Source organism: Stutzerimonas chloritidismutans, from assembly GCF_020783375.1.
Classification (GTDB): Bacteria; Pseudomonadota; Gammaproteobacteria; order Pseudomonadales; family Pseudomonadaceae; genus Stutzerimonas; species Stutzerimonas kunmingensis.
This window is the reverse complement of the sequence record NZ_CP086067.1, coordinates 2362971-2377094: the sequence shown is the minus strand read 5'-3', so window position 1 is coordinate 2377094 and position 14124 is coordinate 2362971. Positions and strand designations below refer to the sequence as shown.

Below are 14124 nucleotides of genomic sequence, written 5' to 3'. Positions count from 1 at the left end.
GATTACTCGACGATTTCCGCTTTCTCGATCACCACGTCTTCCACTGGAACGTCCTGGTGACCGGATTTCATGGTGGTCGCCACGGCCTTGATCTTCTCGACCACGTCCATGCCTTCGGTCACCTCGCCGAACACGGCGTAACCCCAGCCCTGAACGGTTGGCGCGCTGTGGTCGAGGAAGTCATTGTCCTTCACGTTGATGAAGAATTGCGCGGAGGCAGAGTGCGGCTCCATGGTGCGGGCCATGGCCAGGGTACCGGTCTTGTTCGACAGGCCGTTGTTGGCCTCGTTCTTGATAGGGGCGCGAGTCGGCTTCTGCTTCATGCCAGACTCGAAACCGCCGCCCTGGATCATGAAGTTGCTGATCACGCGGTGGAAGATGGTGCCGTCGTAGTGACCGCTCTTCACGTATTCCTTGAAGTTGGCAGTGGTTTCCGGTGCCTTGTCTTCGAACAGGTTGACGGTGATGACGCCGTAGTTGGTGTGCAGTTTGATCATCGGGGAGAGATTCCGTTTTCGTGGGGCTGGCCAAGTGCGGGACAGGCCGCTGCAAGGGTCGTCGTACCGAATGCCGTCAGGCGCTGATGGCAGTGCCGCCTTGGGCGCATTGCTCTGTCAGGGGGTTGACGGGTCCGCTATGATAAGCGCTTTGATTTGGTCGGCCTACCCTGAGCCGCACTCGCTGATCGTTAAGGACATCATGAGCAAGCCCGAGACTCCCGCCGCTAGCAACTTTCTCCGTCCGATCGTCCAGGCCGACCTGGACTCCGGCAAGCACGCCAAGATCGTCACCCGCTTCCCGCCTGAGCCCAATGGCTACCTGCATATCGGCCACGCCAAATCGATCTGCCTGAATTTCGGCCTGGCGAAGGAGTTCGGTGGCGAGTGCAACCTGCGCTTCGATGACACCAACCCGGCCAAGGAAGACCAGGAGTACATCGACGCCATCAAGAGTGATGTCGAATGGCTGGGCTTTCAGTGGGCGGGCGAGGAGCGCTATGCCTCCAACTATTTCGATCAGCTGCACGAGTGGGCCGTCCATCTGATCAAGGCGGGCAAGGCCTATGTCTGTGATCTGACGCCTGAGCAAGCGCGTGAGTATCGCGGCAGCCTGACCGAGCCCGGCAAGAACAGTCCGTTCCGCGAGCGGTCGGTGGAGGAAAACCTCGACCTCTTCGCGCGCATGAAAGCCGGTGAATTCCCGGATGGCGCCCGTGCGCTGCGGGCGAAGATCGACATGGCTTCGCCCAACATGAACCTGCGCGACCCGATCCTCTATCGCATTCGCCATGCGCACCATCACCAGACCGGCGACAAGTGGTGCATCTACCCCAGCTACGATTTCACCCATGGTCAGTCTGATGCCATCGAGGGCATCACGCATTCGATCTGTACATTGGAATTCGAGGATCACCGGCCGCTGTATGAGTGGTTCCTGGCCAACTTGCCGGTGCCGGCGCAGCCGCGTCAGTACGAATTCGCCCGCCTCAACCTGAACTACACCATCACCAGCAAGCGCAAGCTCAAGCAGCTGGTCGATGAGAAGCACGTGAACGGCTGGGACGATCCGAGGATGTCGACGCTTTCTGGCTTTCGTCGTCGCGGTTACACCCCGGCGTCGATCCGCAATTTCTGCGACATGATCGGTGTGAATCGCGCCGGTGGCGTCGTCGACATCGGCATGCTGGAGTTCGCCATCCGCGAAGATCTTGATGCCAATGCAGCCCGTGCGATGTGCGTGCTCAAGCCGCTCAAGGTGGTGATTACCAACTACCCGGAAGGTCAGGTCGAGAACCTTGAGCTGCCGCGCCATCCCAAGCAGGATATGGGCGTGCGGGTGCTGCCATTCAGCCGGGAACTCTACATCGACGCCGGCGACTTCGAGGAGGTCCCTCCGGCTGGGTTCAAACGCTTGATTCCGGGCGGCGAAGTGCGCCTGCGCGGCAGCTACGTCATTCGTGCCGATGAAGCCGTGAAGGATGATCAGGGCAATATCGTCGAGCTGCGCTGTTCCTATGATGAGAACACCCTCGGCAAGAATCCAGAGGGGCGCAAGGTCAAGGGCGTCATCCACTGGGTGCCGGCCGCCGAGAGCGTCGAGTGTGAGGTGCGTCTGTACGATCGCCTGTTCCGCTCGGCCAATCCGGAAAAGGACGAGGAGGGCGGTAGCTTCCTCGACAACATCAATCTGGAGTCGCTGGTTGTGCTCAAGGGGTGCCGTGCCGAGCCGTCGCTGGCCAGTGCCGAACCTGAAGAGCGGTTCCAGTTTGAACGCGAAGGCTATTTCTGCGCCGACATGAAGGACAGCAAGCCGGGCGCTCCCGTGTTCAACCGCACCGTCACGCTGCGTGACTCCTGGGGTCAATGATGGCGCTGTCGATCTACAACACGCTGACCAAGACCAAGGAAGCGTTCCGCCCGCTGGAAGGCAACAAGGTGCGTATGTACGTCTGTGGCATGACGGTCTATGACTTCTGCCACATCGGTCATGCACGGGTGATGGTCGCGTTCGACGTGGTCACCCGTTGGCTGCGCCGCCGCGGCTACGACGTGACCTACGTGCGTAACATCACCGACATCGACGACAAGATCATCCGCCGTGCCAGCGAGAACGGCGAGCCGTTCCAGGCGCTGGTCGAGAGAATGATCGCCGCCATGCACGAGGACGAGACCCGCCTCAACGTACTGCGTCCGGATATCGAGCCACGTGCGACTGACCATATCGCCGGCATGCACACGATGATCCAGACGCTCATCGACAAGGGCTTCGCCTATGCGCCGGGCAATGGTGATGTCTATTACCGGGTCGGCAAGTTCGTCGGTTACGGCAAGCTGTCGCGGCGCAAGATCGAGGACCTGAAGATCGGCGCGCGCATCGAGGTCGATGAGGCCAAGGAAGATCCACTGGATTTCGTGCTGTGGAAGGGCGCCAAGCCAGGTGAACCGAGCTGGGATTCGCCCTGGGGCGCCGGTCGTCCGGGCTGGCATATCGAATGCTCGGTGATGTCGACCTGCTGCCTAGGCGAGACCTTCGACATTCATGGCGGTGGTCCGGATCTGGTGTTCCCGCACCACGAGAACGAGATCGCCCAAAGTGAAGCAGCCACTGGCAAGCAGTACGCCAATGCCTGGATGCATGCCGGCGCGGTGCGTGTCGATGGCGAGAAGATGTCCAAGAGCCTGGGCAACTTCTTCACCATTCGGGAAGTGTTGGAAAAGTACCATCCTGAGGTGGTGCGCTATCTGCTGGTTTCCAGCCACTATCGCAGCCCAATCAACTACTCCGAAGACAGCTTGCGCGAAGCCAAGGGCGCCCTGGAGCGCTTCTACAACGGCCTCAAGGGCCTGCCTGAGGCGACGCCGGGCGGCGGCGACGAGTTCGTCGCGCGCTTCGGCGTGGCGATGGACGACGACTTCAATTCGCCGGAAGCCTGCGCGGTGCTGTTCGAGATGATCCGTGAGGTGAACCGTCTGCGTGAGTCTGATCTGGCCGCAGCTGCGGCGCTGGCTGCGCGCCTCAAGGAATTGGCTGGTATATTGGGCGTGCTGCAGCTTGAGCCTGAAGCCTTCCTGCAGGCTGGTGCGGCGGGCAAGGTCGATGCCACCGAGGTCGAGGCGTTGATCGCTGCGCGCCTCACGGCTCGAGCTGAAAAGAACTGGGCCGAATCCGATCGTATCCGTGAACAGCTCACCGCGATGGGGGTGGTGCTGGAGGATGGCAAAGGCGGAACGACATGGCGTCTTGCTGAATAAAAGGGACGGCGTAATCAAAAACGGCACCGAAAGGTGCCGTTCTTGTTTCACTCGCAGTAGTTATCGATGCAGATGTTCGGCGGCGTGCAGTGTATTTTCCAGCAGGCAGGCTCGGGTCATCGGACCTACTCCACCCGGAACCGGAGTGATCCAGGCGGCGCGTTCGCTGGCTGGTCCGAATTCAACGTCGCCCAGCAGGCGCCCGTCGGCCTGGCGGTTGATGCCCACATCGATGACGATCGCCCCAGGCTTGATCCACTCACCCTTTACCAGGCCGGTGATACCGGTCGCTACCACGACCAGATCAGCTCGGCGAACGTGCTCTTCGAGGTTGCGGGTGAAGCGATGGGTAACGGTGGTGGTACAGCCAGCCAAGAGCAGTTCCAGCGCCATTGGGCGACCGACAATGTTGGATGCGCCCACGACAACCGCATCGAGACCGTGCAGATCGACACCGGTGCTCTCCAGCAGCGTGATGATCCCCTTTGGCGTGCAAGGGCGTAGCAGCGGCATGCGTTGCGCGAGACGACCGACGTTATAGGGATGGAAGCCGTCCACATCCTTGTCCGGACGGATGCGCTCGAGCAATTGCGAGGCATCGAGGTGCTTTGGCAGCGGTAGTTGCACAAGGATGCCGTCGATGGAGGTGTCGTCGTTGAGCTGATCGATCAGCGCAAGAAGATCTTCCTGGCGAGTATCGCTCGGCAGGTCATGGGCCACGGAATTGAAGCCCACCTCCTCGCAATCCTTGCGCTTGTGCGCCACGTAAACCTGGGAGGCTGGGTCGCTGCCCACCAGAATTACGGCGAGGCCGGGAGCGCGAAGCCCTTGGGCGCGGCGTTCGGCAACACGACCGGAGATCTGTTGGCGAATGTTGGCAGCAATCGTTTTACCGTCGATCAGTTTTGCGGTCATGACGCTTGGTTAACCATTGGAGAGGACTTGGAAAGGGCGCGTATTCTCGCATGTCGCAGCGATGTGGCAAAGGCGAAGCAGCTACCGGCACCTGTAACTCCTTTATCTAACTGAAATTTTTTTGAATTTGCTGTTGACGAGTGTTTGGAGCCTCTATAACATTCGCCCCGCTTGTCGAGCACAGCCTGCTGCTGGGTAAGATGGCTTTCGAAGAGGGTTACTTCTTCAATAGCCGGAGCTTCAAGTCTGCGCTCCGAACAGAATGCAGATAAAGCGCCCGTAGCTCAGCTGGATAGAGCATCCGCCTTCTAAGCGGATGGTCGCAGGTTCGAGTCCTGCCGGGTGCGCCATTTCGGGCTCTGGCACAAGCAAATGCAATATGGTGGGCGTAGCTCAGTTGGTAGAGCACAGGATTGTGGCTCCTGGTGTCGAGGGTTCGATCCCCTTCGTCCACCCCATATTCCAGAAAGCGCCAGGCATTGCCTGGCGTTTTCGTTTAAGCCCTGCTTGGCGGACGTGGTGAAATTGGTAGACACACCAGATTTAGGTTCTGGCGCCGCAAGGTGTGAGAGTTCGAGTCTCTCCGTCCGCACCATCTCATGATTTCGAAGCTTTGCAAGAAGAATCGAAAATCTTTAAAAGCCCCGTAACAGGGGCTTTTTTGTGTCTGCTGTTGTAACACGTGAGGCTACTCACGATGCCTTGCAGCGCAGACGGCGGAGGTTGATGGTACTGATCATCCTCGCCGCCACAGACGACTCAATCGATGCCATGTGGGGCGTTGTAGCTCAGGTGGTTCAGGCCAGTGGGCCTTCTTGCTTTCGCATTGCACTATGCCGTTGGTACCGAGCCTCAGGCGCCAGCGCTGGGCCGATGGAAAATGCTCACCGGGATTGGTGTGCAACAGCAGCAGGTTGTAGTCGTGCTGCTTCTCGATGGGGTGGGCTTGAACTGAACCTTCGCTGCCATCGCTGGCGGAATCATCTTCGTCGGCCAGGACAAACAATTTGTTGTGGCTCGCCTGGATCATCGCGCAAAGCTGTTCGCAATCCAGCGTGAGCCGCTCCCGAATCTCGTCGTGCTCCAATGCTGCGTTGTCCAGACTCAGCAGCACGCGATAGCAGATGATCTGCCGCTCCTCGTTGGTGGCCCATTTGCCGGAGTGTTCCCGAACCAGGGGCGGTAGATCCGCCAGCTTGCGGTAGTCGAGCCAGACCCGTTGCTGCGCGAGCAACTTGCGGGTGTAGGGCATGAACAGGCGAATCTTCCAGCGCGGCTTGCCTTTGCGTAGTCTGCGGGTGATGGCGGTGATCATGTCGTCGCGCAGCAGATCACGGACGGCGTAGACCAGCGCTATCACAAGCAGAAGAGTGAGCGAGAGTTTCTCGCTGGCGTCGCGCGCATTGAACAGGAAGTAGGTGAAGAGCGACATAATCAGCATCGTCGACGCCGCCTTGACCAGCTTGTGAGTGCCGGCGCCCAACTGCGTAACCTTCGAACGCAGCAGTACTGGGTACTCCAGCAGCCGGTGATATAGAGCCATGCGGTTCCATATGCGTGTCGGGGTGCCGTGGAAGTCGCTCAGGTACTCGCGCTCCTTACGGTATCTGTGTTCCTGGTGCAGGAACTCCGCCACTGATTGCTTGAGTTCCTCGTCGAGGGCCGCGTAGCCCTCGAGGGTCATGCTTTCCAGCAAGAATTGCTCGGCATGCCACGAGAAATAGATGTCCATCTGGCGGAAGTAGCGCTGTTGGTTGCTCTGCTTCGGGCTGGACTTGCGCAGGCGTTGCGCGAAGTTCTGGCTGAGCCGCAGGGCGCGCGCTACGGGCTCTGCCACAGCTTCGGACGTGAGCATCTGCTGACGCAACCGCTCCATCGAAGCCTGGTACTGGAAGAACCAGGAGCCGTACATGATTTCGTAGTGCGGTGAGAGCAGCACGAAGGATTGGTCAGCCTTGCTGATGCGGTCCTTCGATGGCATGCCAAGCAGCCCGAAACTGTGCGTCAGGGTGGTAAAGAAAAACTGCTCTTCCGACAGGGTCCAGGCCGACAGGTTGCTCTCGTGCGGGGTGAACAGATACAGCTCTATCTTGTGCCGTCCAGGCTGCTTCAGCGTGCGGGTCAGCTGCAGGCGGAAATCACCTTTGCGCTTGAGCGAAAACACGGAACCCCCAAATGACAGTAAAACGCGGCCAGCTTACCAAGCTTTGCTAGCAGGTACGCGAGGCTGGCTTCTGCCTGAACACGGCTCTGTCGGGATACCTTGCGCATAGCCCCTTTTGCCTGTCCCAGGCTATGCAACAACGCGAGGATAACTGCTCGCGCATTCGCAAGTTTGCTAGCCACCACAGCGCGCTCGCTGCACTACGGGCAACACGCTCGTCTGCCGCGGCTCACAGCAGCAGTCGAGCTACCTGCGGCTGACAGCGAAATGATCGATTGAAGCATCTAATTGTGTACCGGATGAAATTCATCCTATGATTGAAACATAGGATGAATTGGAAGGTGATCATATGTCGCTGCAGTACACCTCGCGCTCGTCACTTGTAGAACGGGTAATCGAGCAAATGCGATCGCAGATCAATGCTGGCGAGTGGACGCCGGGTATGCGAATTCCTACCGAAAGCCAGCTCAGCAACTCTTTAGGTGTTGGCAGAAATACCGTCAGAGAGGCAGTGCGAGCGCTGGTTCATACTGGGGTGCTGGAGGTCCGCCAGGGTGCGGGGACGTTCGTGCTCTCCAGTAGAGACCCGTCTGGATTACTCCAGCGCCTAGATCACGCCGCGCTGCATGACCAGCTCGAAGTCCGACGCGCGCTGGAGGTCGAAGCTGCGCGTCTGGCTGCGTCGCGGCGCACGGATGAGGACCTGCAAACGATACGTGACGCTCTCGGAGCGCGAGGGACCTGGACCGATGACGCCTCACTTGAAGCGTTCGTCGAACGAGATGCCGATTTTCATCTGAGCATCGTCCGCGCCAGCCACAACACCACGCTGCTGGAAATGTATCAGTTCTTCTGGGCGGGTCTGCAGAACACCATTGCCAAGACGGAGGGCGAGCAGCAGCTCCCGGAACCCACCTATGCAGCACACGCAGCTGTCTATGACGCCATAGCCCGCGGTTGTCCCGAGCAGGCTGCCATAGCGGCCAGCGAGCTGTTGACTCCGGCGCTCGAAACGCTGGCCAGTACGCTGGAAACCGATTCTCGAAACGCGGACACAAGGGAGTAGAACTTTCATGGATCATTCGATTACGACGTGGGCAATTCTGCTGGTTGCCGCTTTTCTTGGCGGCGGGCTGAACGCCATTGCCGGTGGCGGTAGTTTTTTCACGTTCCCGGCATTGGTTTATGCCGGCGTGCCTGCTGTGGTGGCCAATGCCTCAGGCACGCTCGCGCTTTTACCTGGCTATTTTGCAAGTACCTGGGGCTATCGAGAGGACCTGCGCCCGCCAGCAACGCTGCCGATGGGAACGCTCGTTGCCATCAGCCTCGGCGGCGGTGCAGTAGGGGCGGGGTTGCTGCTGACCACGCCCGATGACGTATTCCGTGCGATCGTGCCTTGGCTATTGCTTATCGCGACGCTGCTGTTCGCCTTCGGGCCCTGGTTATTGCGCAGGTTCAAGCGCGATTCGACCGAAAATGAGGCGAATGCACTGGTGCAGGGTTTCACTCTGGCTGTTGTCAGCGTATACGGCGGCTACTTCAATGGCGGTCTGGGCATCGTGCTACTCGCTGCATTCAGCTTGCTCGGCCATCGAGACATCAACTCGATGCAGGGGCTCAAGAATCTGGTTTCGTCTATACTGACAGCGATCGCCGTGTCTGTATATGCATTCGGCGGTGCGATCCTGTGGCGCGAAGCGCTGGTGATGATGCTGGCGGCGACTGTCGGCGGCTATGTCATGGCACGCGTCGGTCGCCGGCTCCCTTCGAGCTTCGTTCGGGCGGTCGTGATCATCACCGGTGCCGTGATGACGGTGCTTTTTTTCCGCGCCTGATCCCGGCTTCCTCCATAGGGACCGATTCCGCCTTCTCGCCAATCACTGCTTTCGCTTAAACTTGATGAGAATTGTTATCTTTAAGCGATGGGTGCATCCACCCTACAGGGAGTGGCAATGGGCGGATACCTGGCTGATGTGCTGGTTATAGAAGACGATCAGGTTCTCAGCGCTCAACTCGGCGATCTGTTACGCCTGCAGGGATATGCAGTGCGCTCCAGCTTGCTCGGCGAAAGCGGGCTGGCTATGGCGTTGGCCAATGCACCGGACCTGGTGCTGTTGGATGTGATGCTGCCGGACATCAATGGGCTTTCTGTACTGCGCCGGCTGCGCGAGCAACAACAGACACCGGTGATCATGCTCACCGCATGCGGAGCAGAGGAAGAACGGATTCGCGGACTGCGCCACGGCGCGGATGACTATCTGTCCAAACCATTCAACCTGACCGAACTACAGCTGCGCATCGATGCGATCTTGCGGCGAACTCGCAGCATGGAACATCGCGTACCGTCGCCATCGACGCTTCAGGTCGATTCACTTGTTCTCGAACGGTGCGGTCTACATGCACGCGCCGGCTCGTATGACCTCGCGCTGACGCCCTTGCAGTTTCGGCTGCTTTGGCAGTTCTTGCTTCAGCGTGGGGAGGTGCTCAGCAAGCCTTATCTCTACCGTGTGGTTCTGGAGCGTGAGTACAGCGGTTATGACCGCAGCCTCGATATGCACGTCAGCCGGATACGGCGACGTTTGAGCGAGGCAGGCGTGGCAGCCGACCGCCTGCAAACGCTTCACGGTCGTGGCTACTGTTTTCAATGAATCGGCGCCTGTTCTGGAAACTCTGCCTAGGCGTGGCGCTGGGAAGCGTAGCGTTGTTCTGGGTCATCGCACGGCTTAGTGGTCAGGCCGAAGAACAGATGAGTTTCATTGACGCCGACCATCAGCGCACCCTGCGTCAGTACGCACTGCAGGCCGAAGAGCTGTATCGCGCAGGCGATGAGCGGGCGCTGCGGGACTGGCTGCGCAGTGTGCAGCGCCAGGAGCAAACCTGGGCAGCCGTGGTCCAGCCGCAGCTGCAAGCCTTGGCCGGCAGTGAATTGTCCAAGCGCTTTCTCAGTGAGTTTAGTCTCGGGCGGGACCCGTCCTGGAAGATCCACCTCTACTTTCAGGACAACCCGATCATGGATGTGCCGTTCGCCGATGGACAGCGGCATTTTCTGATTCAGCTGCCGCAGCGAATGCGGCCCGGGCATTACTGGTACCCCGCGCGGCTGTTGCTTGAGCTGGTTCTGCCGCTGATCCTCTTGGTGATTGGCTGCCTCTTGCTGTATCGCCATCTGATGCGACCGCTGAATCGACTCCAACAAGCAACCCGTCGCTTCAGCGAAGGGGATTATGAAGCTCGGGCCGGAGTGTTGCTGGGCTCGCGACGCGATGAGCTGGCGGGCCTGGCCGAGACGTTCGACTCGATGGCTGAGCGTATCGGAGGCTTGATCATTGATCAGCGCCAGCGTTTGGCCGAGATGTCCCACGAACTACGTACGCCGCTGGCCCGTATCGAGATGGCGGTGAGCCTGGCTGAGCAGGGCGGAGCGCCAACCATCCTGCTACGGCGTATCCGCCAGGACTGTACCGCGATGCGTGCGCTGGTCGAGGATTCACTGACGTTGAGCTGGCTCGAGACTGAGCGCCCGAGGCTGCGCGACGAGACGCTGGATCTCACCGATCTGCTCGACAGCATTATCGACGACGCACGTTTCGAATTTCCGGACCGCCACATCGATACGCAACTTCCAGTAGAGGCTGAACTAACTGGCAGTTGCCACCGCGCACTTGGCCAAGCGATCGAGAACATCGTACGCAACGCTCTTGAACATACGCCACCCGGTGGCACGGTGAGCATTCATCTGAACTGCGATCCACAGACGTACCTTCTTGAGGTCATCGACGAAGGGCCTGGGGTGCCAGAGCAATGGTTAGAGCGCATTTTCCAGCCATTTGAGCGTTTGAGTTCAGATCGAGCCGGATTTGGTCTTGGGCTGGCTCTAGCGCAGCGCCAGATCTTCGCCATCGGCGGCTGCCTGACTGCGCGCAATAATGAGCAAGGAGGGCTTTGCATGACTATCCGGTTGCCACGCGAGGTCTCTGCCGCGTAACAGTTGTAAAAGTGATACAGAAGGCCGACCCTTCCGGTGACAATCATTAATACGAAACGTTCGCATTAATGATCGAGGTTCACCAATGCAACACTGTCCATGCCAGCGGTCTTTACTTGGCTCCTTATCGTTCGCTGCGCTGTTGAGCGCTTTGCCCTGCCAGGCTCAATCCAGCGATCCCCTTGAGCTCGGCGGTGTCGAAGTGACGGCGCGCCATGTTCAAGAGGACAGCGTTGAGGCCGAACAACTTCAGCATTTTCAGGCGGCTGATCTTCAGGATGTGTTCGAGTCCAGCCCCGATGTCTCGGTTGGCGGCGGTCCCGGAGTCGCGCAGAAGCTCTATTTGCGTGGCTTCGAGGACACGCTGCTCAATATCACGATCGATGGTGCCAGCCAGCCGGGTCAGACGTTCCACCACACCGGTCGCATTGGTATCGAACCGGAACTGCTAAAGCGTGCTGAGGTGCAGGCGGGAACGGGTGACGCGACTTCCGGGCCAGGGGCGCTGGGCGGTTCGATTCGATTCGTCACCAAGGACCCCGATGACCTGTTGCGGGAGGGCGAACAGGTAGGCGCGCTTATCAAGGGTGGCTATTTCAGCGGTGCTGAAGGTTACAAAACCAGTTCGAGTCTTTACGGCCGCTTCAGCGAAAACTGGTCTGCATTGGCCGTGGCGACCTATCAAGACCAAAACGATTACGAAGATGGAAACGGGCGCGATGTGCTGGGCACGGGCGCGCGTCAACAACTAGGTTTCGCCAAGCTGGTCGGCCGGTTGACCGATGAGCAGACGCTGCGCCTGTCCTACGAGAAGCGCACCGATGAAGGCGAACGCACCCAGCGACCTCAATGGATCCCGAGCAGCTTCAATCCGCTCTTTCCTTTGGAAACAGAGCGTGAAACCTGGACGTTGAAGTACGGCTGGAACCCGCTAAGCGAACTGGTTGATCTTGAGGTGACTACCTATCACACGTCCACAGACCTGCAGCAGGATGGCCGCTGGGGACTGTATATCGGCGATACCGCTAGCGCAGGGTTGGATGTGCGCAATACCAGCGAATTGGGTGCTCATCGTCTGACGTATGGGATTGACTACCGAGACGACAAAACCAGTCTAGGCCCTGCCGGCGATCGCGATCTGGATCAGGAGGAGGGCAGTGTGCTCGGTTTCTACGTCCAGGATAGTTATCGGCTGACCGAGAGGCTGCTGTTGGGCATGGGTGTTCGTTACGATCGATACCTCCTTGATGATCGCGACGGGCAGGACTTCGCCGACGCAGGCTTCAGCCCAAATCTGAGCCTTCGCTACCAGGTAACTCCGCAACTCGCGCTCCTCGCTGGTCACTCCCAAGCGCTTCGCGGCGTGCAAGTCCGCGATGCGTTCAAGCTTGACGCGGCCGCCAATGAGGCGGATCTCGATGCCGAAAAAGCGCGCACCAACGAGCTGGGATTCGAATTCCGAGAGGGCGGTTTGGAGCTGTCCGGCAAGATCTACGATACGCGGATCCGCGATGCGATCTACGATCCCAGCGGCCGGCCCAATCTCTATGTGAACGGCGGGACGCTGAAAAGCCGCGGCGTTCTGCTACAAAGCGCTTATCACTGGCAGCAGCTGAGCGTTGGGCTGAGCTTCCACCATAACGATATCGAGCTGGATGGCGATGACCTGAACGTTTACGAACACAACGGTCTCGGTACCACACTAGGCGATACTTGGATTGGCTTCGCTGATTACCGGGTTGGTGACAGGTTGAATTTGGGCTGGCAGGGCCGTTTCGTTCAGGCGGTGGATTCACTGCACACCGGTGTCGGCACTCTGAACAAACCAGGGTATGGCGTGCACGACCTTTATGCGCAATGGGCGGCTTTGCCCGATGAACGTCTTGTCCTGAACCTGACGCTGAAAAACGTCTTTGACAAGCAGTATCTGGACCACGCCAGTAACGAAGATTTCGAGCGTATCCCAGGCTACGAAGGTGTGCGTGGCAGTTACGAGTCTGGCCGCGAGCTGCGCCTCGGTGTGGCTCTGCGAATCTGATGATCTCTGATCAGGGCGGGCCTGAGGTCGCTCACCTGACTGTATGACCCGAAGAGCATTTTCGGGTCACCAGACGTATCGATGCACTCAGGGCTGTCAGCTCAGAATCAGGCGGACGTCGATGTTCCCGCGAGTTGCATTGGAGTACGGGCAAACCTGATGTGCAGCGTCGATAAGGCTTTGGGCCAGCTCCCGGTCAAGGCCTGGCAGGCTGATTTGCAGCTCGACCTCGAGGCCGAACCCGCCAGGGATCTGGCCGATACCGACGTTGGCGGTAACCGCGGTGTCGGCCGGCAACGTTTGCTTCTGCTGGCCAGCGACGAACTTCAGGGCGCCAAGGAAGCACGCCGAATACCCGGCCGCAAACAGCTGTTCCGGGTTCGTTGCGTCGCCTCCCTGACCGCCCAGCTCGCGAGGAGTGCTCAACTTGACGTCAAGGTTGCTGTCCGACGAAACGGCTCGCCCATCGCGCCCTCCGGTGGCCGCAACGGTTGCTATGTAGAGAGGCTGAATGGGTTGCATGATTTTCTCCTTAGCGTAATGGAAGTTATTTTGCGCGCTAACTAAATGCGTGAGGAAGGTAGTCAGGATTTACTTTGCGCGCAAGGTTTTTCGCCCTTCGGCCATTCCGCCGCTGGCACAGCAGCGAGCATCGTCGGGCCGCTAGGAGGGATTAGGCGAGTTTTTGCAGTGCGGTGCGCAGGGCGATGATTTGCGTCTTTAGCGCTGCCACCGTTTCCGCAGTCTGCCCGCTGGCGCTGAGAATACTGGCCGGAAAGCATTCGGCTTCAGCCTGTAATGCTCGACCCTGCTCGGTCAGGCGCAGTTCCACTACCCGTTCGTCATCGCTGCGGCGAGTGCGAGTGATGAAGCCTTCCGCCTCAAGCCGTTTCAGTAGCGGTGTGAGCGAGCCCGGATCGGTCAGCAGGCGCGCGCTGATGTCACCTACGGTGATGCCATCGCCTTCCCATAACACCAACATCGCCAGGTACTGCGGATAGGTTAGGCCGATCCGTCGAAGCATCGGCTTGTAGACCTTGGTCATCAGCAACGAGGTTGAATGCAAAGCGAAGCAGAGTTGATTGTCCAGCTGCAGGGCCGGACAGGAGCGGGGCTTGGTCATGATCGGAATGGTCGGGAAAGGTGGCATAACGTTATCGCCCAAACCTCTGGCGCGCAAATGTAGCGAAATCACGTCTGTTAGCCGTAATAGCAGAGCTGTAGGAGCGCCTCTTTCAAAACGAGCTCATTTCGTCTTAAAGAGAGAGAA

12 protein-coding genes and 3 tRNA genes are annotated in these 14124 nt (G+C 59.0%); 10 read left to right on the top strand and 5 right to left on the bottom strand.

Annotation, left to right across the window (positions count from 1 at the left end; genetic code table 11):
* Nucleotides 1–2: 2 nt before the first annotated feature.
* Complete coding sequence (locus LLJ08_RS10995; protein ID WP_003300175.1) at nt 3–497, bottom strand: peptidylprolyl isomerase; 495 nt, start codon at nt 495–497, stop codon at nt 3–5.
* Between the two features lie 202 nt (nt 498–699).
* Here LLJ08_RS10995 and LLJ08_RS10990 point away from each other — a divergent pair, with 202 nt between their 5' ends.
* The gene (locus LLJ08_RS10990; RefSeq protein WP_014820301.1) at nt 700–2367 is read left to right on the top strand and encodes a glutamine--tRNA ligase/YqeY domain fusion protein; all 1668 of its coding nucleotides are present in this window, start codon (nt 700–702) and stop codon (nt 2365–2367) included.
* Nucleotides 2367–3752 carry a cysteine--tRNA ligase gene (gene cysS / locus LLJ08_RS10985; RefSeq protein ID WP_228207016.1) on the top strand — a complete coding sequence of 462 codons (1386 nt, stop codon included), beginning with the start codon at nt 2367–2369 and terminating at the stop codon, nt 3750–3752. Before LLJ08_RS10990 ends, cysS begins: the two co-directional genes overlap by 1 nt.
* Nucleotides 3753–3812: 60 nt before the next feature.
* Here cysS and folD read toward each other — a convergent pair whose 3' ends face one another.
* Entirely contained in the window at nt 3813–4667 is an 855-nt protein-coding gene (gene folD, locus LLJ08_RS10980) for a bifunctional methylenetetrahydrofolate dehydrogenase/methenyltetrahydrofolate cyclohydrolase FolD (RefSeq protein WP_014820299.1), read from the bottom strand.
* A 273-nt stretch (nt 4668–4940) separates the two neighbouring features.
* On the opposite strand from folD, the gene LLJ08_RS10975 reads away from it, so the two are divergent.
* From LLJ08_RS10975 to LLJ08_RS10965, 3 genes are all read left to right on the top strand, one after another.
* Nucleotides 4941–5017 (top strand) — tRNA-Arg (locus LLJ08_RS10975).
* 32 nt (nt 5018–5049) lie between these two features.
* Nucleotides 5050–5125, top strand: a tRNA-His gene (locus LLJ08_RS10970).
* A gap of 52 nt (nt 5126–5177) precedes the next feature.
* Nucleotides 5178–5262 (top strand) — tRNA-Leu (locus LLJ08_RS10965).
* Between the two features lie 141 nt (nt 5263–5403).
* On the opposite strand, the gene LLJ08_RS10960 is transcribed toward LLJ08_RS10965, so the two are convergent.
* On the bottom strand, nt 5404–6831 hold the full coding sequence (locus tag LLJ08_RS10960) for a hypothetical protein (RefSeq protein ID WP_125861964.1): 1428 nt from the start codon (nt 6829–6831) through the stop codon (nt 5404–5406).
* A gap of 349 nt (nt 6832–7180) precedes the next feature.
* On the opposite strand from LLJ08_RS10960, the gene LLJ08_RS10955 reads away from it, so the two are divergent.
* The 5 genes from LLJ08_RS10955 to LLJ08_RS10935 all read left to right on the top strand — a co-directional run bounded on the left by LLJ08_RS10955 (nt 7181) and on the right by LLJ08_RS10935 (nt 12854).
* Entirely contained in the window at nt 7181–7897 is a 717-nt protein-coding gene (locus LLJ08_RS10955; RefSeq protein ID WP_101275960.1) for a FadR/GntR family transcriptional regulator, read from the top strand.
* A 7-nt stretch (nt 7898–7904) separates the two neighbouring features.
* Nucleotides 7905–8666: a sulfite exporter TauE/SafE family protein gene (locus LLJ08_RS10950; protein WP_228207014.1), complete on the top strand. Its 762-nt coding sequence runs from the start codon at nt 7905–7907 to the stop codon at nt 8664–8666.
* Between the two features lie 117 nt (nt 8667–8783).
* Nucleotides 8784–9479, top strand: a complete 696-nt coding sequence (locus tag LLJ08_RS10945) for a response regulator transcription factor (protein WP_101275701.1) — start codon at nt 8784–8786, stop codon at nt 9477–9479.
* On the top strand, nt 9476–10816 hold the full coding sequence (locus LLJ08_RS10940; RefSeq protein ID WP_336512807.1) for a sensor histidine kinase: 1341 nt from the start codon (nt 9476–9478) through the stop codon (nt 10814–10816). The genes LLJ08_RS10945 and LLJ08_RS10940 overlap by 4 nt, the downstream gene beginning before the upstream one ends.
* Nucleotides 10817–10901: 85 nt before the next feature.
* Nucleotides 10902–12854: a TonB-dependent receptor domain-containing protein gene (locus tag LLJ08_RS10935; RefSeq protein WP_228207013.1), complete on the top strand. Its 1953-nt coding sequence runs from the start codon at nt 10902–10904 to the stop codon at nt 12852–12854.
* A 96-nt stretch (nt 12855–12950) separates the two neighbouring features.
* Here LLJ08_RS10935 and LLJ08_RS10930 read toward each other — a convergent pair whose 3' ends face one another.
* Both LLJ08_RS10930 and LLJ08_RS10925 read right to left on the bottom strand, forming a co-directional pair.
* Nucleotides 12951–13376, bottom strand: a complete 426-nt coding sequence (locus LLJ08_RS10930) for an organic hydroperoxide resistance protein (RefSeq protein WP_228207012.1) — start codon at nt 13374–13376, stop codon at nt 12951–12953.
* Nucleotides 13377–13527: 151 nt separating this feature from the next.
* A complete protein-coding gene (locus LLJ08_RS10925) occupies nt 13528–14004 on the bottom strand; it encodes a MarR family winged helix-turn-helix transcriptional regulator (RefSeq protein ID WP_023445813.1) in 477 nt (158 codons plus the stop codon).
* Nucleotides 14005–14124: the final 120 nt, after the last annotated feature.

Bases quoted from the DNA above. Each gene is read 5' to 3' on its own strand.
- LLJ08_RS10995 (WP_003300175.1), bottom strand. From the start codon at position 497: ATGATCAAACTGCACACCAACTACGGCGTCATCACCGTCAACCTGTTC.
- LLJ08_RS10990 (WP_014820301.1), top strand. From the start codon at position 700: ATGAGCAAGCCCGAGACTCCCGCCGCTAGCAACTTTCTCCGTCCGATC.
- cysS (WP_228207016.1), top strand. From the start codon at position 2,367: ATGGCGCTGTCGATCTACAACACGCTGACCAAGACCAAGGAAGCGTTC.
- folD (WP_014820299.1), bottom strand. From the start codon at position 4,667: ATGACCGCAAAACTGATCGACGGTAAAACGATTGCTGCCAACATTCGC.
- LLJ08_RS10955 (WP_101275960.1), top strand. From the start codon at position 7,181: ATGTCGCTGCAGTACACCTCGCGCTCGTCACTTGTAGAACGGGTAATC.
- LLJ08_RS10950 (WP_228207014.1), top strand. From the start codon at position 7,905: ATGGATCATTCGATTACGACGTGGGCAATTCTGCTGGTTGCCGCTTTT.
- LLJ08_RS10945 (WP_101275701.1), top strand. From the start codon at position 8,784: ATGGGCGGATACCTGGCTGATGTGCTGGTTATAGAAGACGATCAGGTT.
- LLJ08_RS10940 (WP_336512807.1), top strand. From the start codon at position 9,476: ATGAATCGGCGCCTGTTCTGGAAACTCTGCCTAGGCGTGGCGCTGGGA.
- LLJ08_RS10935 (WP_228207013.1), top strand. From the start codon at position 10,902: ATGCAACACTGTCCATGCCAGCGGTCTTTACTTGGCTCCTTATCGTTC.
- LLJ08_RS10930 (WP_228207012.1), bottom strand. From the start codon at position 13,376: ATGCAACCCATTCAGCCTCTCTACATAGCAACCGTTGCGGCCACCGGA.
- LLJ08_RS10925 (WP_023445813.1), bottom strand. From the start codon at position 14,004: ATGCCACCTTTCCCGACCATTCCGATCATGACCAAGCCCCGCTCCTGT.